Raw genomic sequence first — 20,756 nt, 5'->3', positions numbered from 1 at the left:
TTTTTAAAAAAAAGTTCAGCATTCTTTCTCTAGAGGGAATCTATGCCGAAAGAAAGAATCGTGGCACCGTCCAAAGACTTCGCAAAGTTAGCGAACGTTAGTTTAAAAGAATACAAAACAAAATATAAAGAATCCATTGAAAAACCGGAAAAATTTTGGGCCGAACAAGCAAAGCGCCTAACTTGGTTTAAAAAATGGACCAAGGTTCTCAAACACGATTTTGCTAAGGCCAAGGTGGAATGGTTTGTCGGTGGGAAACTCAATGTTTCCTATAACTGTTTAGATAGACATTTAGATTCTTCTCTAAAAAATAAAGCCGCTCTGATTTGGGAAGGAGACAACCCTGATGAATCCAGAGTCCTTACGTATCATGACCTCCACCGCGAGGTAAATCACTTTGCAAACGTTCTGAAAAAATTCCATGTAAAAAAAGGAGACCGTGTTCTCATTTACCTTCCTATGATTCCAGAGCTTGCCATTGCGACACTGGCTTGTACTCGCATTGGAGCAGTACATTCTGTTGTCTTTGGTGGATTTTCTCCAGAAGCACTTCTTGGTCGAATTGAAGATTGTAAACCGACACTAGTGATTACGGCAGATGGTGGGTATCGTGGTGGCAAACCAGTCGAACTTAAAAAAAATGTCGATGTTGCCTTAGAAGAAAGTAAATACAAGGTTAAAGACGTAATTGTTGTTAAGCGAACAGGGGATGAAGGAAACTTAAATTGGAAAGAGGGGCGAGACCACTGGTATCATTACCTCATGAAAGAATCCGATATCAAAAAAGAATGTCCACCTGTCCAGATGGATTCAGAAGATCCGCTTTTTATTCTTTATACCTCTGGTTCGACGGGAAAACCAAAAGGTGTCCTCCATACAACGGCCGGGTATCTTCTTGGCGCCAATCTCACCTTTGCCACCATCTTTGATTATAAGGATACAGATACCTATTGGTGTACAGCTGACATTGGTTGGATTACGGGACACAGTTATATTCTCTATGGACCATTATCCAATGGGGCCACGTCGCTGATGTTTGAAGGGGTTCCTAGTTATCCAGATGCTGGCCGATTTTGGGATGTGATTGATAAATACAAGGTGACTGTATTCTATACAGCACCGACGGCCATCCGAGCTCTTATGCGAGAAGGAATTGAACCTATCAAAAAGAGATCATTGGCATCGTTACGCCTTCTTGGTTCTGTGGGTGAACCCATCAATCCGGAAGCTTGGGAATGGTATCATACCAATATTGGAAAGTCAAAATGCCCGATTGTAGATACTTGGTGGCAAACAGAAACAGGATCCATTATGATCTCTGGAGTTCCTGGAGCCATTCCGCAAAAACCAGGTTCGGCGAGTTGGCCATTTTATGGAATCCAACCAGTCCTTGTGGATAATGAAGGTGTGGAGATCAAAGACAAAGGAGAAATCTCTGGAAATCTATGTATTGCCAAACCTTGGCCTTCCATGATGCGAGGGGTATATGGCGATCCAAAACGATTCTTTGATACTTACTTCTCTCAATTCAAAGGGTATTACTTCACAGGCGATGGTGCCAACAAAGACAAAGATGGTTATTTTCGCATTACAGGAAGAGTCGATGATGTACTCAATGTTTCTGGTCATCGCATTGGATCAGCCGAGGTGGAGAGTGCACTCGTCGAACATAAATCAGTCGCTGAAGCAGCAGTAGTTGGATTTCCACATGATATCAAAGGCCAAGGGATTTATGCCTATGTGACTGTGAAACATGGCGTGACTACCAACGATGCCTTAAAGAAAGAACTGATTGCGATGGTCGAAAAGGTAATTGGTAAAATTGCAAGACCAGAAGTGATTCACTGGGCTCCGGGACTTCCGAAAACAAGGTCGGGAAAAATCATGCGCCGAATTTTAAGAAAAATTGCCAATAACGAATTTGATACTTTGGGAGATATCAGCACTTTAGCAGATCCGTCCGTAGTGCAGTCGTTAATTGACGATAAGAAAAAATTTCATAGTTAGGATCTTGGTGGTAAACTTACTTCTTCTTCCTTCGGTAGAACTGATGGAAGAGGATGATTCTGAAATCCTAATTTTCATTTTCGATTTTACGCTGTTTCTAAATTTTTTTTAAAGATCCTGGGGGAGAGCGGAAAAAACTCCCATCACTCGCAGGAATTCTGTTTCTTCAAATTCCATATCTCTATCTTTTAATTTTTGACGATACTCGTTTGCTTTTGCCCCATCACGTTTGGAAAACCAATGGATACAAAATAACAAATACTCTCTATTTTTACGATACGTGTTTTGGTGGTTTTCGAGTTCGGTAGCCGTGAGTTTGTTTTGGTTTTTATAATCTTTAACCAAAGAATCGATGGCAAGGGTGTCTCTATCTTTTCCAAGATTCGCATAACTTTGACGAATGAGAAATAAAATCTCTCCTGCATCCGAATCTGAATGAAATTTCAGTAAATTGTAAAATCCTCTTCGAAATAAAGACAAGGCTTCTAGGTATCTTTGTTTTTCTTGGAGATAGACTCCGTAGCGAGTGAAGTATCTGGTTTCATTCAAAAAAATGGTAGTTGTCCATTGGTAAGCTTGTTCTAAAAGTTCGGATTCTCTTCCTCTACGGGCAAGGATTAAGGTTTCATACATTGTCTCTTCCCGGGGAAAATAAACCAAGTACCGCAAACTCAAATCATCTGCTTCTTTCCATTTTTTGTTTTTGATATTTTTCAAAAGACTCGCTTGTAAGGCATCTTTTTCAGAAACAAAGGTTTTGTCTGATTCTAAAAATTGCATATAGGATTCGTAATCCGATTCCAAACCAAGTTGTCTGGATAAAATTGCTGCTGTATACAATCTGTACTTTGCATTGGGTTTTTGTTCTAAATATAATTTTGTATAGAACAAAGCCTCTTTTTGTTTTCTTTCTTTTTCGTAAAAATCAGCGACATACAAAATCAAATCGAGTTGGTCTTTTTTCTTTTTAATGGATTCTTCATAGGCATGAATTCCATCGAAGACTTGCCCAAGTTTCATGTGGGCGCGGGCTGCTAAATTATAGTACCGAAAGTCCGGATCTGGATTTAATTCTTTGGCTTTGATAAGAAAATCGAAGGCTTTTGCAGGGGTTTCTTGGACAATTTTGTCTTCTGCCATCCGCAAAAGATCTTCGTATCCATAAAAAACTTTAACAGGGTTCAGAACCTCTGACTGCGCTAAATTTGGCCTGGAAACCAGAAATAGACTTGTTACCAGAACACTAAATTGCCATATTCTCCTAGACCGAAGTATCATCTATGGATTCTCATCGGTCATCTTCTAAATAATCTTAGAAATTCAAATAAACAATCTCAAAGAGGATCTCATGAATGTAGAGTTAATCATCATCGTCATGGCACTAGTTTCCATTGCCACGGCGATATTCTACGCGGCTCGGGTGGTTCGCATCCAAGTGGGCGCAGGCGGCGGTAGCGAAAAAGAAACCGCTAAATTGAAAGAAATCTCCGCAGCAATCGCAGAAGGGGCTATGGCCTTCCTTCTCAGAGAATACCGAGTCATTTTGCTATTTATCAGTTTCATGACGGTTCTCATCTATTTACTTTTGGATAACCCAAAAACTGAATTCAACGAAGGAATTTATACTGCCGTTGCTTTTGTTTCCGGTGCCCTCATTTCTTGCCTTTCTGGTTTTATTGGAATGAAAATTGCGACTGCTGGTAACGTTCGTACTGCAGAAGCCGCAAAAACTTCTCTATCTCGTGCCTTCCGAGTGGCTTATGACTCTGGAGCCGTTATGGGTTTTGGTCTCATTGGTCTTGCTGTCCTTGGTATGATCGGACTTTTCCTTCTTTTCACAGGAACAAACGTAGGTGTTGCCAAACACATCCTTATGGAATCACTTGCTGGCTTTGGTCTTGGTGGATCTTCCGTAGCACTCTTTGGTCGTGTGGGTGGTGGTATTTATACAAAAGCCGCTGACGTTGGTGCTGACCTTGTAGGTAAGGTAGAAAAAGGAATTCCAGAAGATGATCCTCGTAACCCTGCAACCATTGCTGATAACGTAGGAGACAACGTGGGTGATATCGCTGGTATGGGTGCTGACCTTTTTGGTTCGGCAGCAGAAGCAACTTGTGCGGCTCTTGTGATTGGTGCCACAGCATCAGCTCTTGCTGACAATAACTCTGCTCTGCTTTATCCACTTTTAATTTCTGCCATTGGAATCCCAGCTTCTCTTGTAACTACTTTCTTTGCTCGAGTGAAAGAAGGTGGAAACGTAGAAAAAGCTCTCAAACTCCAACTTTGGATTTCTACATTCATCGTAGCCATTGCACTTTACTTTGTCACTGATATCTTTATGATCGATAGTTTCCAAATTGGAGACAAAACCATCACTAAGTGGAATGTATTTACATCAGTCGCATTAGGTTTGTTTGCTGGTATGTTCATTGGTTGGATCACAGAGATTTACACTTCTCATTCTTACAAACCAGTGCGTGAAGTCGCAGACGCTTGTGAAACTGGCGCTGCCACAAACATCATTTATGGTTTGGCACTTGGATACAAATCCACTGTGGTTCCTGTGATTTTACTTGTGATAGTGATTGTAGTTTCCAATATCCTTGCGGGTATGTATGGAATTGCCATCGCTGCTATTGGTATGATTTCTACCATTGCGATTGGTCTGACGATTGATGCTTACGGCCCTGTTTCTGATAACGCGGGTGGAATTGCTGAGATGGCGGAACTCGGAAAAGAAGTTCGTGATAGAACAGACACTTTGGATGCAGCGGGAAACACAACTGCGGCAGTAGGAAAAGGATTTGCTATTGGATCTGCAGCTTTAACATCGCTTGCTCTATTTGCAGCCTTTATCACTAGAACACAAAATGCTTCCAAAGAAATGGGTGAAGGTGCGATTGATCTTACTTCAATCGAACTTCTTGATCCACTCGTTTTTGGTGGTCTTCTCTTTGGTGCCATGCTTCCATTTATCTTTTCTGCAATGACTATGAAGTCGGTAGGAAAGGCTGCTCTTGATATGGTAAAAGAAGTTCGTCGCCAATTCAAAGAGATTCCTGGTCTTATGGAAGGAACTGCAAAACCAGAGTATGCTAAGTGTGTAGACATTTCTACTTCTGCTGCTCTTCGAGAAATGATCCCTCCAGGTCTTCTTGTTCTTCTTAGCCCGATTGTCGTTGGGTATTTGTTTGGTGTGAAGTCACTTGCTGGTCTACTTGCGGGAGCACTTGTTTCTGGTGTGGTTCTTGCAATTTCTTCTGCTAACTCCGGTGGAGCCTGGGACAACGCTAAAAAATACATCGAAAAAACTGCCGGTGGAAAAGGTTCTGAAAAACACAAAGCTGCGGTTGTGGGTGATACAGTAGGAGATCCGTTCAAAGATACTTCTGGCCCCGCGATCAACATTCTGATCAAACTTATGGCGATCACATCACTTGTGTTTGCTGAGTTTTTTGTAACAAAAGGTGGAATCGTATTAAATTTCTTTAAATAAGAAATTTCTATAATGAATACGATCAAAAGGATTTTGTCCTTCTAAATCAGAAGGTCCGTTTTTTAGATCATCCAATCTCTGAAAAAGTGATTGGATCTTTGGAAGAGCCGGCGAGATTCGTCGGCTTTTTTTATAGGGTGGTAAAACTAAAACTTGTGTTTGTGCCGAGAGTTAGTCCAAAAATGGATTGGATGTTTTGATTTAGAGTGATGGTATAAGTTGTTCCCGTGATTAGAGCACTTGCCGGGTTAAGGGTAATGGTTCTGTTGGATGCTCCCCCACTAAGACTCGGACAAGACGGGGTACAACTGATATTGGTATTGAGTGAGGTGGACTCAACGGCTTGGGTCATCACAATGGTGATTGTTGGAGTTAAGGAAACGCCTGTAGCTCCATCGGCTGGAATGGTAGATTCTATTGTAAAATTGGCTGAGGTCTGTGTGACCAATGGTAATACCAACACACCCAAAAGAGATGGTTTTGGCTTTGGCAGACAGGCCAGGGAAGAAAATAAAACGAGAATTAGGATATGAATTTTCTTCCAAGTGGACATAGGTTCTAGTTTTAGTTTCGACTAATTTCCTCTGGTAATTGCGCAGAGTTTTGCGTAAATCCCCAAGAAATTATAAGTTTCCAGTTCAATAGACGTAATTTCTCTAATATTTCCGTTCTTTTGGGACGCCTCCACAGAGGCATCTCCGAGAGCCAGAAGTCCAAGATAGGACTTGGCACAAGCGATTCCTTCTTTTGTTCCGGAGAGGCCAGTCTCCATCATCCCGATCCTTTGGTTTTCATATAAGAGACCTTGGGTTCCAAATCCTGAACTAGCACAGGTGAGTGAAAAAAAAGAGCATAGGATGAGGATCAGAACAAAGGTCCTTTGTCCGATGGTTTTATTTTTTAAGTTCTTGGTCCAGAATTTTGGAGAGTTTGTTTTGTAAGAGGATGATATCGTCATATAGTTTTTCAATTTGTTCTTCTTTCTTTCGAATCTTGTCTGTAAGGGCATCCAATGATTTATTGGAAGTATTGCTTTTTTTGGAATGGAATTCTTTTAATTTGGTTTCTATTTCTTCGTAGATTAATCCGCTTTTTATTTTTTTGGCGAATTCATTGAGTGAGTCAATATTCTGTTTCATCGGCCTACGATGTGCAAACAAAGTTCTTGGAAAAAGAAATACTGATTTTTGTAATAATGATCTAAACTATGGATTTCTTTTGGGCGAGATTGGCGAGGTACATAATCCAAACTTGCATTTCCAATGCTCACCAAACCGAAGTAATTTGTTGTACAGGATTCAACAAATGTATCGGTTGGTGATGGTACTTTTCCCGTGGAATACCATCCTTCTTGGCCTTTGTTTTTGAACAAAGTCATCGAAGGATTTCCAATTTGAATACTCAAACATTGCAGTATGAGGAAAACCAATGGGAAAAACAAAAAACGTTTCATACTACTGACTTGTATCGAAGAAGTAGAAATAGGAAAAGCGAATTCCCCGATCCATTGCGTTGTCTGCTTTTGGAAGAACACCCAATAAAACCGAAAAACTAAAAGTTCCAAAACTTTCTGTATTCATTGATACCCCTGGATAAAGATTAAAGTATCTTAGGTTTTTATCAGCGATTTTATCCAAAGGTTCTCTATATTCAAGTTCTGTAAAAATTCGAACAGAGTCTGCAATCGCAAAAGATGGAGCAATTCCAACTTGGTAATATCGTTTGAATTCTTCAAATTGTGATTCTTTCCCATGTCTGTTCGTTTCAGTTTGAAAACGAAACTCCGACATTATTTGAAAGATACCGTATTTATAACCCAGTCCAAAGTTTGGTCGGATTAAATAAAAATCAGGATTTTCTCGTTCTCTAAACTCAGCATTTCTTTTTTTATCATAAAGTCGCAATCCGGCCCCAATTAAAAATTGAGAAGAACCGTTTTCAAAAATTTTGCCATATTTGATTCCAGCATTCCAACGATCCCATGTGATTTCCTTTGCAGTATCCGTTTGAGAATATTGATTCCGGCCAATTGAAGAGATAACGGAGAAGGTTTCAGTAAATTTGTATTCTCCTTCGACATTTATTTCTTTGTTAATTTCTTTAACTTGATTGAAGTCTTTGTCCCAATAACCGATATTCCCTCTAATTTTTGTGTAAACAGCTATCGGTTCAATTTGGAGTGGATGTGCAAATCCAGCGCTTGAAGGCTGCGAAAAGAGAGATGGAACTAAAGTCAGAAAAAAAAATATTAGTATAATTGTATTCTTCATTATTAAAATCCTACATTTGTAATCGGATAAATAGCTCTTGCTAATTTATCTGCTAACATCGTGAAACCTATGTTATTTGCGTGGATGCAATCTAGCATGAATTCGGCGCGAGAGTTTGGCCTCCCACCTAATGTGCTTCGTAAGTCGACATAAATCAAAGATGGTTCTTCTCGTGTGATCTCAGCAAGCAGATTGTTATATCCGTCTACTTGAGCAGCTGTAAATACTGCCGCATCAGGGACAATTAGACCAACTTTGTCGAATTTAGATTTACACCCTTCATCGGATCCAGGAATTACTGCTGACATATAAGGATTTGGATAGTCATAACCATGGATGATCCATTTTAGTGGTGCACCTCCAAAGCGTGCAATTTTATAAGCATTTCCTGTAACGATCAAATGTTTAAGGTTTGCTTTTAACGTGGCCAAACGTTGCGCTTGTACACTATCTATCTTTCCGATATATTCAGAGAGGTTCGCCTGGATATCATTTCCTCCTAATGATAGAATGATAACCTTCATGTCAGCTCCACCTTGATCGATAACTTGAAATTGAAGTCCTTGGCTGACTACATGTTGTAAGGTTCGTCCTCCGAGGGTAGCACCCACAAATTTATACTGAAATCGATTTTCCAATTGTGGCCTTAATGTCTCTACAAATGGAAATCCAAGTAGAATGTCAGTCCAACTATCACCAATGATACCAGTTTTGGCAGGCGCTTCGCCTTTACAAAATGCAAATGACGTACAAAGTATATTAGATCCAACACTATCAAGATAATCCTTTTTTGTATCACAATGAATGAGGAATGCGGACATTCCTAACAAAAGTGTGTATTTAAGTTTTTTCATTTGGTTTTGTTTCCTTCCAGATATGGTCCATGATAAATGCGCAAGATAGATCGCCGGTCAGATTTACTGAAGTTCTACACATATCTAAAAACCGGTCAACTCCAAAAAGAATAGTGATCCCTTCGATCGGGATTTGAAAGGTATAAAGGATGGATGCGAGGATCACAAGGCCTACTCCTGGGGTAGCGGCCGTTCCAATTGAGGCAGCTGTTACAGTACCAACTAACAAAAATAAGTCTAAAGCAGTCAAATCAACTTGATATACTTGGCTGAGGAATACTGTGGCTACGGCTTGGTACAAAGCAGTACCATCCATATTAATTGTAGCACCAAGGGGTAGAACAAAGTCAGCGACTGTTTCCTTTAATTTTAATTTTTCTTTTGCCACCTTTAAGGAATAAGGAAGGACGGAGCTGGAACTAGAAGTAGAAAAACCAAGTAAGGGGATTTCACGAACTTGGTTCAGAAAACGTAAGGGATTTTTCCTCGTAAAAAGAAACACCAAGATCCCATAAAAAAATAAAACACAAAGAAGACCTATGAGAACGGTTCCTATATAAGAAACTAAGCCTGTCACAAGTGAAAAACCAATTTGGACCATGGCATAACTCATAAGTCCCAAAACTGCTAAGGGGGCTAAGTTCATTGTCACCTTAACCACCCAAAGACAAAAACTTTCAAGAGAATGACAAAATGCTTTTAAGGCAGCTCCAGAGTCACGGGAAGTCAGAAAAAAAATTCCTAATATCATTCCGAAAAAAACGACAGATAACATTTGTTGTTTTGACCAAACGTTTACTAAATTTTTTGGTACGATATTGGCAATGATCTCCGGTATGGATTCTTGTTTTGTATCCAAATTTGTAGGAGGACTACTTTGGTTTGAAGATATTGTTTGGTTCTGGATGTGATTTCCTGGTTTGATGATGAGGGTGAGGGAAATTCCAATGCTTACAGACACTACAGTTGTAAAAATAAAGTATAATAAGGTTTTACTTCCTAAATTCCAAAGATCTTTTAGGTTTCTTAAACTAGAGACTCCAAGCGCAATTGAAACAATTACTAGTGGAATCATAATCATTTGTAATAGGTTTAAAAAAATATCTCCAGGTAGTTTCATCCATGGTAGGTAAGGTTTTAAACTAAGGGCAGATACAAACCCAGAATCCGGATTCAAAATGATACCGAAAAATAAACCTAACATTAAAGAGACGAGAATCTGGATCCAAAAAGGAATTTTGGGAAATGACATTCCCAAATTCTATCCTTTGGAAATTCTATGTAAATGAAATTAAATGCTTATGTAAGTTTGGAAAAGTCGAATTTTATGGAAAATTTTTGCACCATTTTTGATTTTTCGAATTTCTACTGTGTATTCGTCTTTTGCTCGTTGGATTTCTTTCATTGTTTTATGAAGGACTGCTTTTTTTTCAGGACGATTGTCCCATTTATAAGCTGCTTCTTGGCGCATCAATTTTTCTTCTAACTGACGGATGGTTTTTTGGTGAGAAAGTTCTACTTTGTATTCTTCTTTTTGAAAAATTGACAAGGTTTCCTTTCTTAGAATTTCTTTTTTAGTTTCGGCTTCCGTTTCTACAACCGGATAACAATGAATAAATGCTTCTTCTAGTTTTGAAAGTGGTAATTCTTTTTCAGGGACATATGTTTTGGCTTCTGCCCATTCCGTTGGTTTTTCCGTAAGTACTGAAGTTCTTTTTTTCTTTAAATCAAATTCAACGAAAAAGAGATCTTTTCGTTTTAGTGAAAAATCAAATTCAACTTGGAAAACAAAAAGAATTTTTTGACCTAAGGCACTGGAGAGTAGGTATTTCTTTTTACGCCCAACGTCACTTTGTGTGAGTAATTCCGTTACTTTTTCGACAAAGGGATGACCAAAGGCCATAAATTCGAGAGAATCATTGGTAAGTGCTAAATCGGAATCAAAAGTAGCTTTTTTGATTTTTCCTTCGGTGTTTTTGTATTCATAGGATCCTTTCCCAACGGAAGTCAGAGTTCCTGGTAGGTGAGATTGGAAAAATTTTGAACCTTGGGCGACTACTTCTTCGAGATGGCTGTTATTCCATTCTCTTTCTTCTAATGTATGGTCGTAATAATCTTTTAAATTAAAATCTAAAACTTTTGGAGTCACAAGGGCGTTGAGTTTTTCAAATCCTTTTTGGGCGACTTGGATGCGAAGGTCAAATTCAGTTTCTAATTCTTCTTTGGTTTTTGTTCCGGTTACGAATTTCATAAGACTTGAGTTGAAATCAAGTTCCTCTTCGATAGTTCCGAGTAAATCATCAGAAGCACCAATGGATTCTTCAAACAGCCGGATTTTATTTGTGAGTACTTCTAAAATTCTTTCCGCTACTGTATCTTTGGAAGCAAAGTTAAAGATATAAACATTATCTTTTTGTCCAAATCGATGGATCCTTCCGATACGTTGTTCGATCTTGAGTGGACTCCATGGTAAGTCATAGTTAAAAAGTATGTTAGCAAATTGTAGGTTACGACCTTCGCCACCAGCTTCTGTACAAATTAAGATCTCATAGTCTTCTTTGAATTTTTGGATAGCGACTTCTTTTTCATCCATACTCAAAGAGCCGTGGAATGGAGAAACCTTGAAGTCTGGTTCTAAAACTGATTGTAAATGGTCTTGTGTGGTTCTGAATTGTGTGAAGATGATAAATTTTTTATGACCTTCTTTCTTTAAACGATAGAGAGTTTCTTTTAGTTTTTGAGTTTTTTTATCTTCTTTGATTTGTTTTCCCAAATGGATGAGGCGGTTCAGAGTGAATAGCTCTCGTTTGATCCTTTGGAAACTAGACATTTCTTCATCTTCTAATTCGGTGATGAAGTCTTCGACACCTTCTGTTTCATCTAAATCCCAATCATCCAGAGTGGTTTCATGTTCTTTCATGTAATGGAATTTGGATTCCAACATAAACTTTCTTTTTTGTAAGGCAGAAAGAAGGGCAATGACGGAAGAATCCAAAAGTTTTTGGAAAACAACCATTACAAAACCAATGGCACGGTTTTTCGTCCCCATTGCCATATTGTATTCTCTTTTTACATAATCTGTGGTTTCATCATAAAACGCACGTTCAATGGGAGATAAATCGATCCGAACTGTCTTTGCAAAACGTTTTGTAAATCCACCAACTTCTACTTTCCGACGACGAAGTAATACTTTGGAGATTTTTTCCTTTAAGTCACCTTTTTGACCCACCACATAATCATTTACGAATGTATGATACGGCCCAAGGATATTCGGATCAACTAAGTGCAGGAGATAAAAAAGTTCTTCTAGTTTTCCTCGAAATGGTGTTGCCGTGAGAAGGAGAAGGCATTCGGTTTTTCTAGCAATTTTTTCGGCAAACAAATACCCACGAGTGATTTTCGAATAATCGCGACGAAGCCTATGTGCCTCATCAAATACCACGATGTCCCATTTGGTTCCAAGAATTTCTTCCGCATACCTTGGATTTTTGATAAAATCGATGGAGGTAATGATTTTGTTAAAGTTTCTCCAATGATCGGGTCCATTTGTAACAAAATTTCTTCTGCGAACAATCGCAAACTCTTCATTGAATTTGTTTTTCATCTCCTGCTGCCATTGGACAAGAAGAGGAGAAGGTGCTACCACAAGCACACGTTTGAGGCCACGACGAAACATAAGTTCTTTTACGGCCAGACCAGCTTCAATGGTTTTCCCAAGACCCACTTCATCTGCCAAAATAAACCTTGGTTTTAAACTATTGGCTACAATGAAGGTGGACTCAATTTGATGAGGGAGCAAACGAGTTCTAGAATTAGAGAGAGAGGATAATTTATTAAAATTATAAGTGAGTTTGAGTTGGCTTGCATCTAATGCTAAGTCCATTGCTTTCGGAAATTCTTCCCAAACACGGAGAGAATCAGGGTATTGGTTTAAAAACTGTAAGTTTTTATTTGATTTGTTGACTGTTCGAAAAATTTCTTTGGATTCAAAGAATAGGTCCACAGAAGTGGGAGATTCTTTTGTTACTTTTGCAAGACCTAACTCAGGTTCGTCGATGAGAAACCCATACTCATTTGTTTGTTTTGGTTCAACCGTTGTTTCAAAATCTAAACTTAATTGAGTAGGGACTTCCATCAAACTCCTTTCTGATTTCCCCAAAGCACTTTGTGAATTTGAAGCGACAAACGACACTTAGGTGGGTTGTCTACTTTGATCCATTCGACCAGTTCTTTGGCATCCACTTCACCGTGGACGGGCGAATACAATATATTTGTGTGTATTTTTTTTTCGCGAATGACTTCGATACTTCTTTCAAAGTCGATTCTATCTCGCACAACGAACTTGATTTCGTCAAGTGAATTATGTCTCTTTTCTAGAATCTGGAAATTTTCCTCATCCATCCTGTCTTCCATCCCCGATCCAGGCAGTTTGTAGTCCATAGTGAAAATAAAAAAAGCATCTTCGGTGATTCGTTCGCTTCCATTGGTTTCCACTCGGGAAGCAGGGTAGGGCAAACCAATACTGGTTCTATGTTGGTAAATTTTCTCTGCGATTGAGAGGGATAGATCTCTATTTTTTCCTTCTAAAGGTTCGCCACCAGTAAGTAAAACTTGGTATCCATGATTGGGATCTAAACTTTCTAACTCTGACCAAAGGGAATCTAAACTTTTTTCTGTACCTTGGTTTGGTCCTAGGGCATAAGCTGTGTCACACCATAATGCTCTTGAATCTGTTTTGCCACAACGTAAGGAACATCCAGCAAAACGAATAAAAACTGTAGGGATTCCTTGTGAAATTCCTTCGCCAGAAATGGAAGAATAGACTTCATGAATTTTTCCAAACATTGTGATGTTTCCTTCTATGTCAGAATCCTTTAAATTGTTCTTGCGAAAACATTTATTCAGAATTTGCTTTTGATGGTCATGTTCGTAGATGCTAAATTGGAATACCCAATCATCCAAGAAAAAGAGATTCAGGAAACCCATCTTTTGTTACGGTTTCGAACTCCGGCAAACCCAAAGATTGAGGAACGTAAACCTTTGGTCATTGGTCTTACGATTGATAAAAGTTGGTCCATGAAAGGAGAAAAAATGGAAGCAGTCATTGATGCTTCTTGCGCTCTTGTCAATTGGCTCACAAGGCATGATGCCGTTGCTATCATTGCCTATTCAGCAGATGTACAAATCATCCAACCAGTCACCCAGCTAACAGAAAAAGTTTCTGTTACGGATAAAATTAGAAACATCCAAGTAGCCACTTCTACAAACTTGAGTGGTGGATGGTTGTCTGCATTAAAAAGCCTGACCCAGTCAAAAATTCCCAATGCTTACAAACGAGTGTTATTACTCACCGATGGCAATCCCACTTCTGGAATCAAAGAAAAAGAAGCATTGGTAAAAATTGCAGAAGATCATTTGGCGATGGGAATCTCAACTACAACCATTGGCGTTGGAAACGATTTTAATGAAGAGATTTTAGTTGAAATTGCGAAAGCTGGTGGGGGAAATTTTCATTATATCGATAACCCAGAAAAGGCTTCTGATATTTTCTTTGATGAATTTGGCGATATTGGGGCTTTGTATGCACAAGCCATTGATGTCGAATTACAACTGGCTCCTGGAGTTCGATTGAAACAAGTTTTGTCAGAAACATCTCATCAGATATTGGAAGAATTTGATGAGTTTCTCGGTGATTCCAAAACTATATCGAGACAAAAAATCAATCTCCAGTTAGGTGATCTGAGAGCCGATGACATCCGCAACTTAGTGTTACGGTTGGAAATTGATGATCGGGTGAACCAAACTGAATCTCCTTTTTGTGAAGTAAACGTATCTTATTATAATTTATTACAACAAAATGCTTTAGAATCTGTAAAAGAAAACTTTCAGTTTCCCAAAGGAAATCACAAAGGAAAACAAGATCCAGATGTTTTGGTTGAGATATTGATTGCCAATGCAACGACAGGGATCAAAGAAATTACCGATTTTATCAAACGAGGTCATGTAGAAGACGCCAAAGCTTTGTTATTTGGCCTCATTCAAGATATTAAAAATAACTTACACTTTGCACCAAATGCACTTGGTTCAGTCCTTGGCCGTCTTCAAATTTTGGAAACAAAAATCACTACCAAGTCAGATGATTTAAACAAACATTTATTTATGAATTCACAGATTATGATGAAGGGACCAGAAAAATTGGATCTAAAGGATGTCATCCTACATGATGAAATTTTTGAATATCATACAACGGGTGATATTGATTTGTACAAATGCCCTGAAATCAAACTTCTTTTAGAGCAAAAAATGTCAGAAGGATTTCGCTATGTAGTTTTTGATTTTGCCAATACTTCTCATATTGACTCATCAGCCATTGGAATGGTGATTCAGATTGTGGGTTGGCTCAGAAGGCGAGGTGGTGAACTCGTGGTTGCCAACATCCATGATTCTGTGAAAAAAATTTTCGAAATCACTCGGTTGTACAACCACATTCGTGTCGCAGAAAGTCTTTCCTCTGCCAAAGAAATTTTACAGAGGATCATTTATGCAAATGAAGGAGATAAAAAACCTAGTTAGTTTATGCCAACCAACGTTCTGCTTCTTCGATTGCCTCTTTCAAATCACCAACAAGTGCTGGAGCAATGGCGATACCTTTTTGAGTGGGTTTTAATTCTCCATTTGGATCGGTATACCAAACTCGAATGTTAAAAAAAGTTTGGCCTTTGTATTCGGAGATTTCTACACGGATGACTTCTCCCCGTCCTTTGTCAATGTCTCGAATGATTCCTGTTTTTGCCATTTTAGTACGTCTCTACAAAAAGTTGTTCTTTTTCTTCCAGGTCTTTTTTAAATTCATCATACGAAAGACCAGTTGCGCAAGCTGACATGATCTCTTGTATCACTCCTTTTTCCATTCCCTTCGGACCGCCACAAATATAAAACTTACCGTTTCCATTGACAGCATTTTTAATTGCTTCTGCATTTTCTTTTGCACGGTGAGTGATGTACATTTTCCCACCATCGAAAGAATTTTTTTCTTCCCGGCTAATCGCTGTTATAAAATGAAAATTAGGATGGATTTTTGCCATATCTTCAAAATAATCGCGGAGTACAATTTCGTCAGAATAAGGTGCTCCGTAAACCAACCAAACATTTCCTTGGAAGGAAATTAACTTCTGAACGAGGAGTTCTTCCACCATTCCAAAAAAAGGACTGATTCCTGTCCCTGTTGCAAAAAAGAAAATATCACCAGAAAAGTCAGTTTGGGGAAGTAAGAATTTTTTCCCGGCAGGTCCAGTCATTGTTACTGTATCGCCTGGTTTCAAATCACAAAGATAATTGGAACAGACTCCTTTGTGGAGGAGATTTCCATTTTCATCGTACACATTGTCCCTTTTTACAACGAATTCAATATTGTCCTTTGTTTGTCCAAAACTGAACGATGGTGAGGCGATGGAATACAAACGGATCGTATACGAAGGATCAGCCGAGCCTTTCGCTTGTTTTTCTGGATCCACTCCTGGGGGAATGATCCCTGCACTTTGCCCAATCATATAGGGATAAGTATTGTGATCGACGGCAATGGTGATTCGGTGTACGGCAGAATCTCCTTCCTTTGCCGGGCGTTTTCCTTTTCCTGGTTCGGGGGTCAAACGGGAGTTGGCAATGACTTGGGCTAGGATGGGATTGGATTTTTTAAAAAGATTGATTTGAGGGGTAAGCAAGGTCGTCCTCGTAACAGGTGGTTTTTGGTCAAGTTTGGCATTCCGATGGTTCGGGAAAAGGAGAAGTTAGAGTTTTCATTTTTCCTCCTCGGAATTATGTCTCTTCTTGACTCCTTTTTTGGAGTTTTTAAACTTTAGTCATTCCGGCCCCCTCGCCGATCCTAAAGACAACCGGGAAAACAAACTGCATGAGATCGACTGAAGCACAAGAAAAGAAACCATCTTCATTTCCAAATACCGTTCTTCATCATAAATTGGAATCATTCACAAATACGATGATCCAATCTCTACAGACTAAATCGAAAGAGGAAAGATCTTGGGCCGTTCTTTCGATGTCCGGAGAAATTTTAGCACAGGGCCATCGGTTGCCACAAGTAGATCGCAATTCAGATTCTTTATTTTCAATTTAATTACGGAGGGTTCTATGTTCACCCGAAGTTTCCATTCCTTTTTTAAAGTCCAACTTGTAGTTGTTAGTTTGTTTGGTTTGCTGATTTCAGCGCCTGTAGGCCTTTTCTCAGAACCGTATGGGATGGCTGGTTGTGGGCTTGGGTCCATGGTCCCAGTTTGGAAAAATGATATTGGGCAAGTTCTTGCTGCTACAACGAACGGGAGTCTTTCGTCGCAAACATTTGGAATTACTTCCGGTACATCCAATTGTACAACTGATGGAATTGTAAGGGCTGACCGTGCCCAAGAAGTTTTTGTTACTTATAATGAAGGTCCTTTGGAATTAGAAACTACTCGTGGAAATGGGGAAAGGATTCAGGCCATCGCTTCTTTGTTAGGTTGTCCGACTCATAGCAATGAGTTAGGGAAGTTAATGAAAGAAAAACATTCCTTTATTTTTGATCATTCAAAAGACACAGAATCGAGTGTTCGATCCAAAATTATTTTATCTAGATTAAAGGCAAAAATTGCAGAAGATTCTGGATTAAAACAAGCTTGTTTGTACTAATCGCGTAACACCCGAGATATTTCGGAATTGTAACGATGAGCAGCTTCTGTTTGGTTGAGATAACCATATGCACCTAATTCAAATAAAAATGCAGCAGTGATTCCGTAACCACCATCAGAGACAGAGTCACAGCCTTTTTTTCCCGCAGGATGAATCTTCCAATCACGAGGGTTCAAAAATTGGAAATTTTCTGGGCAAACCACATGACTATAATTTTTTCCATCAGCATGTCTTGCTTCATGTAATAATACAAGAACTCGATCCAATCGATTTAAATTAAAGAAACTACGGCCAAGCAAAACATCACCGTCATGGTACATGGCAACATAGTCACCTGTGGATCCATAAGAATATTTTTTGATCCTTGATTGGATCCAACGAGAAAGTTTTTTTCCTGAGAATCCAAATTTAAAAATAGATTCGAATTGTGTAAAATGATTGTAAGTAGATTTATCGATTTTGATTCGTTTAGGTTCGAGAGACTCTAAATAAGAATAAGATTCTTTTAAAATTTTAGATTGTTTTGCATTTAACTTTGATTCGTCGGAGTACAAAGGATACCCCGATAACCAATAAAGAACAAAAACAATAAAAACTGCTTTATACGAATTGAGTTCAAAAAGTGGCTTGGAGTCCACCATAGTAAAACCTGGGCCGAATAGGATTGTAAGTAAGCTCGTATTGGTCCAGGACGTTGTCTACTCCTAAAAATAAAGACATCCTTCCATCGAAGAATTTTTTCTCCATCCGTACGTTCAGTAACGTAAACGGTTTCCCATAGACAACTTTGTTATTTTCTTCAACGCTTTTGGTTTGTTGGTCGATGAGGGCAGTGCTAGAACCGGCAGTGAATTCATTGGTTGTACTATAAAACGGCCGTTTGTCTAGACGTTTGGCACGGAGGGCAAATTCCCAACCGCCAGGAGCATTTACAAAAAAGTTCATTGTTCCTTGGTGGAGAGCCCTTCCTTCTAGGGGTCTATCTGTTGTTAGGTCCCTCGTGTCGGTTTGGTTGTAACCCAGCTCCAATGCAAAGTATTTGAGAAATCGAACCCGAGATCCAGCTTCCACCCCTCGTGTATAGGCACGTTGGATATTTTTTAGTTGGAAGTTGGCAAATTCACTGGTTCTCGTTCCAAAACTATATTGGATGAGATCGGTAATGTCATTGCGAAATACACTGAGAGACAAGGTCCAAAATTTAAAGGGGGTATATTCAATATCAGCATTTACAGTTGTGGATCTTTCAGGTCTTAGTTTGTCATTTCCATCAACCACATAACCCACACCTGGATTTTCGAATCGTAAATAAAGTTCTCGGAACGAAGGAGGCCGGAATCCTTTTCCGTAACTGGCTCGGAACACTAGATTGCTTGTAATATCTACTTTGGTTGCAATTTTCGGAGTTGTTTGTCCACCAAATTGGGAATCCACATCATGGCGAACCCCTGGAACTAGTCGCCAAACAAAACCTTGTCGCCAAACTACCCATTCATCTTGAATGAAGGCTGCTCTTCTAGTTCGGAAGGCATTTCTTCTTTGTAGTCTGTCCGATTGTAATTCTTCTGAGTAAGATTCAACCCCAGCAGTGATCATATGATCATTGTTAATTTCATGATCAATTTGGGCGACACCTTGCGATGAGAACTCATTTGTGAGTTCTTTTACGTCCAATTCGTTCGAATTTCTTTGGTCTAATTTATAGTGGTTTTCCCAACGAGAGAAATTTCCGCGTAAGGAAACCATATTTCGTTTTCCATAAGCATACTCAAGGGCACCTAAACCAAGAAAGTCGTTCGTGAGATTGGTTCTATCAAAAACACCACCATTGCTTCTGGAGTCGACACCGGCCTGATTACGGTTTAGATAATTGATTCCAGTTTTGACCTTGAATTTTCCATCGGGATTGAAGGTCATATTCCCACCGACGTTGTTATCTTGAAATGCGTTTCCAGTTGTGGCTGGGGTTTTTGGATCTAAATCGTAAGCAGCTGATTGGTTGAATCCTCCAAAAAAATTGGAAGCCACAAATTCATTTTTAAATCCGACATCAGCGATTAAGTTTTTTTCACCTTGGGTTCCAAAGTTAGTTTGTCTTCCGTTTCCATAAGTAGTTCGGAATTGGTAGTGTTCTGGTTTTTCTGCTTGTTTGGTAATGATATTGATGACACCGCCAATGGCATCGGCCCCATACAAAGAAGAAGAACTGCCTTTTACAATTTCAACTCGTTCGATATTTTGAACTTTGAATCGAGTGAGGTCAATTGTATTGTTCAATCGGCCAGCAATCCGTTGTCCATCTACAAGAAACAATACATACTTGGAATCAAGGCCCAACATTTGGACCTGTGACCCACCAAAAAACGGCGTTACATTGATTCCCGTTTGAGTATCTAGCACCTCACCTAGGTTACGCGCACCAGTTTGTTCAATTCGTTTTCTAGAAATAACTTCTGTAGCCACAGCAGAATCTTTGAGTCTTCGTTCTCCGCGTGATCCTGTAACCACAATCCCATTTTTATTGTCCAAATCTTTGAAACGGTCAGCTTCTTCCGTTGGAGTTTCTTCTTTGTTTCCCTCTTCTGGAACGGGAGCAGGATTTTGTGTTGTTTGGTTTGGATCAGTGGGAGTTGTTTCTGTTGGTACAGGCACCGTTGGTGTGTTAGGTGTTTTTTCTACGGTTTTTGAATTTTTTCCGTTTTCGCGTGGACGTGTTTGAGAATGGACCTCGCCAATGAATAATAAAAATAAGCAAAGGATTGGCAATAGAAACGGATAAAAAAAATACATTAGGGAAGTTTTTTCCATCGGATGGTCGGATAACCAGAAGTTCCTGCATCACTATAATAATTTTCGAAATGAATGGCGTAAGTAACAAGACCCGTTCCAGAACGGATAAGATAGATATCCGGTTTTGGGGTCAAATATCCAATCGTATAAAAATACCACTCAGTAACGGTTGGGTTCCCCACGTAAACGGCACCAGCTCCGCCAATGCCTTGAGTGGTGGTGGCTGCATCGATTGTGAATGAGTTACATCCTTGGGAAGAAGCAGAGGTAGATGACGCAACTCCAAAATCGGTTGTGTTACTTTTACAAGCACCCCCGAGTCCAAACCGGTTAGTTTCACCTGAATTTGTAGCCACCTTGTATCTGTTAAATGCAATGTCCCAAGTAAGTGAATCTTTTTCTGAAAAGGGAATTTGTTTACTCCCTTCGAATTGAAAATAAATGTAAAAATCTAAATTTGTCGCATTGAACCTAGTTGTGTAACTTCCATCACCATTGGCTCGTGTATAAACAATTTTATCCAAGGCATTGGGATTCCCGGCATTGATCAAATTCGTGACCAACTGGTTTACAAAAAGTTCCTGATCTGACAAGGCAGATTCCTGCCTTGCACAGAAACTCAATAGGAGTAAAATCCCAAAGATAAAAAACTTCAAATTT

20 protein-coding genes are annotated in these 20,756 nt (G+C 39.3%); 5 read left to right on the top strand and 15 right to left on the bottom strand.

Features of this window, described 5'->3' with window-relative positions:
- Positions 1 to 42: 42 nt before the first annotated feature.
- The gene (gene acs, locus EHQ47_RS08310; protein ID WP_135776953.1) at positions 43 to 2,007 is read left to right on the top strand and encodes an acetate--CoA ligase; all 1,965 of its coding nucleotides are present in this window, start codon (positions 43 to 45) and stop codon (positions 2,005 to 2,007) included.
- A gap of 108 nt (positions 2,008 to 2,115) precedes the next feature.
- Here acs and EHQ47_RS08305 read toward each other — a convergent pair whose 3' ends face one another.
- The gene (locus EHQ47_RS08305) at positions 2,116 to 3,285 is read right to left on the bottom strand and encodes a tetratricopeptide repeat protein (protein ID WP_135746947.1); all 1,170 of its coding nucleotides are present in this window, start codon (positions 3,283 to 3,285) and stop codon (positions 2,116 to 2,118) included.
- 70 nt (positions 3,286 to 3,355) lie between these two features.
- Here EHQ47_RS08305 and EHQ47_RS08300 point away from each other — a divergent pair, with 70 nt between their 5' ends.
- On the top strand, positions 3,356 to 5,503 hold the full coding sequence (locus tag EHQ47_RS08300) for a sodium-translocating pyrophosphatase (protein ID WP_135746946.1): 2,148 nt from the start codon (positions 3,356 to 3,358) through the stop codon (positions 5,501 to 5,503).
- Positions 5,504 to 5,633: 130 nt separating this feature from the next.
- Here EHQ47_RS08300 and EHQ47_RS08295 read toward each other — a convergent pair whose 3' ends face one another.
- The 9 genes from EHQ47_RS08295 to EHQ47_RS08255 form a co-directional block, all read right to left on the bottom strand.
- On the bottom strand, positions 5,634 to 6,056 hold the full coding sequence (locus EHQ47_RS08295) for an Ig-like domain-containing domain (RefSeq protein WP_208727411.1): 423 nt from the start codon (positions 6,054 to 6,056) through the stop codon (positions 5,634 to 5,636).
- Positions 6,057 to 6,077: 21 nt separating this feature from the next.
- Positions 6,078 to 6,461: a TRL-like family protein gene (locus EHQ47_RS08290; RefSeq protein ID WP_244290268.1), complete on the bottom strand. Its 384-nt coding sequence runs from the start codon at positions 6,459 to 6,461 to the stop codon at positions 6,078 to 6,080.
- On the bottom strand, positions 6,397 to 6,642 hold the full coding sequence (locus tag EHQ47_RS08285) for a YqaI family protein (RefSeq protein WP_135746944.1): 246 nt from the start codon (positions 6,640 to 6,642) through the stop codon (positions 6,397 to 6,399). The genes EHQ47_RS08290 and EHQ47_RS08285 overlap by 65 nt, the downstream gene beginning before the upstream one ends.
- Positions 6,639 to 6,881, bottom strand: coding sequence for a TRL domain-containing protein (locus EHQ47_RS08280; RefSeq protein WP_244290267.1), 243 nt, complete (start codon positions 6,879 to 6,881; stop codon positions 6,639 to 6,641). Before EHQ47_RS08280 ends, EHQ47_RS08285 begins: the two co-directional genes overlap by 4 nt.
- A 76-nt stretch (positions 6,882 to 6,957) precedes the next feature.
- Positions 6,958 to 7,773 carry a hypothetical protein gene (locus tag EHQ47_RS08275; protein WP_135746942.1) on the bottom strand — a complete coding sequence of 272 codons (816 nt, stop codon included), beginning with the start codon at positions 7,771 to 7,773 and terminating at the stop codon, positions 6,958 to 6,960.
- Positions 7,774 to 7,775: 2 nt separating this feature from the next.
- Complete coding sequence (locus tag EHQ47_RS08270; protein WP_135746941.1) at positions 7,776 to 8,627, bottom strand: SGNH/GDSL hydrolase family protein; 852 nt, start codon at positions 8,625 to 8,627, stop codon at positions 7,776 to 7,778.
- Positions 8,614 to 9,879: a dicarboxylate/amino acid:cation symporter gene (locus EHQ47_RS08265; protein ID WP_135746940.1), complete on the bottom strand. Its 1,266-nt coding sequence runs from the start codon at positions 9,877 to 9,879 to the stop codon at positions 8,614 to 8,616. Before EHQ47_RS08265 ends, EHQ47_RS08270 begins: the two co-directional genes overlap by 14 nt.
- 39 nt (positions 9,880 to 9,918) lie before the next feature.
- Positions 9,919 to 12,762, bottom strand: a complete 2,844-nt coding sequence (locus EHQ47_RS08260; protein ID WP_135776952.1) for a DEAD/DEAH box helicase — start codon at positions 12,760 to 12,762, stop codon at positions 9,919 to 9,921.
- Positions 12,762 to 13,472 carry a 7-carboxy-7-deazaguanine synthase QueE gene (locus tag EHQ47_RS08255; protein WP_135776951.1) on the bottom strand — a complete coding sequence of 237 codons (711 nt, stop codon included), beginning with the start codon at positions 13,470 to 13,472 and terminating at the stop codon, positions 12,762 to 12,764. Before EHQ47_RS08255 ends, EHQ47_RS08260 begins: the two co-directional genes overlap by 1 nt.
- 78 nt (positions 13,473 to 13,550) lie before the next feature.
- On the opposite strand from EHQ47_RS08255, the gene EHQ47_RS08250 reads away from it, so the two are divergent.
- A complete protein-coding gene (locus EHQ47_RS08250; RefSeq protein WP_244290266.1) occupies positions 13,551 to 15,200 on the top strand; it encodes a VWA domain-containing protein in 1,650 nt (549 codons plus the stop codon).
- A 1-nt stretch (position 15,201) separates the two neighbouring features.
- Here the strand turns inward: EHQ47_RS08250 and EHQ47_RS08245 are convergent, their stop codons facing one another.
- Both EHQ47_RS08245 and EHQ47_RS08240 read right to left on the bottom strand, forming a co-directional pair.
- The gene (locus EHQ47_RS08245) at positions 15,202 to 15,423 is read right to left on the bottom strand and encodes a transcriptional coactivator p15/PC4 family protein (RefSeq protein WP_004785453.1); all 222 of its coding nucleotides are present in this window, start codon (positions 15,421 to 15,423) and stop codon (positions 15,202 to 15,204) included.
- A gap of 1 nt (position 15,424) precedes the next feature.
- Positions 15,425 to 16,348, bottom strand: a complete 924-nt coding sequence (locus EHQ47_RS08240) for an FAD-binding oxidoreductase (protein ID WP_135776950.1) — start codon at positions 16,346 to 16,348, stop codon at positions 15,425 to 15,427.
- A gap of 188 nt (positions 16,349 to 16,536) precedes the next feature.
- Between EHQ47_RS08240 and EHQ47_RS08230 the strand changes: the two genes are divergently transcribed.
- Positions 16,537 to 16,758, top strand: coding sequence for a hypothetical protein (locus EHQ47_RS08230; RefSeq protein ID WP_135746937.1), 222 nt, complete (start codon positions 16,537 to 16,539; stop codon positions 16,756 to 16,758).
- A gap of 14 nt (positions 16,759 to 16,772) precedes the next feature.
- Positions 16,773 to 17,306 carry a DUF3015 domain-containing protein gene (locus EHQ47_RS08225; protein WP_135746936.1) on the top strand — a complete coding sequence of 178 codons (534 nt, stop codon included), beginning with the start codon at positions 16,773 to 16,775 and terminating at the stop codon, positions 17,304 to 17,306.
- Here EHQ47_RS08225 and EHQ47_RS08220 read toward each other — a convergent pair.
- From EHQ47_RS08220 to EHQ47_RS08210, 3 genes are read right to left on the bottom strand one after another with little or no spacing between them, the layout of a single operon-like run.
- Complete coding sequence (locus EHQ47_RS08220) at positions 17,303 to 17,947, bottom strand: hypothetical protein (protein WP_135776949.1); 645 nt, start codon at positions 17,945 to 17,947, stop codon at positions 17,303 to 17,305. The two genes, EHQ47_RS08225 and EHQ47_RS08220, sit on opposite strands and share 4 nt — an antisense overlap.
- Positions 17,922 to 20,096, bottom strand: a complete 2,175-nt coding sequence (locus EHQ47_RS08215; RefSeq protein ID WP_135746934.1) for a TonB-dependent receptor plug domain-containing protein — start codon at positions 20,094 to 20,096, stop codon at positions 17,922 to 17,924. Before EHQ47_RS08215 ends, EHQ47_RS08220 begins: the two co-directional genes overlap by 26 nt.
- Positions 20,096 to 20,752 (bottom strand): HmuY family protein, encoded by a 657-nt coding sequence (locus EHQ47_RS08210; RefSeq protein WP_244290265.1) that lies wholly within the window; start codon positions 20,750 to 20,752, stop codon positions 20,096 to 20,098. Before EHQ47_RS08210 ends, EHQ47_RS08215 begins: the two co-directional genes overlap by 1 nt.
- Positions 20,753 to 20,756 lie beyond the last annotated feature (4 nt).

The sequence above is a fragment of the Leptospira bourretii genome, from assembly GCF_004770145.1.
Lineage (GTDB): Bacteria > Spirochaetota > Leptospiria > Leptospirales > Leptospiraceae > Leptospira_A > Leptospira_A bourretii.
This window is presented reverse-complemented; position numbering and strand designations above follow the sequence as displayed.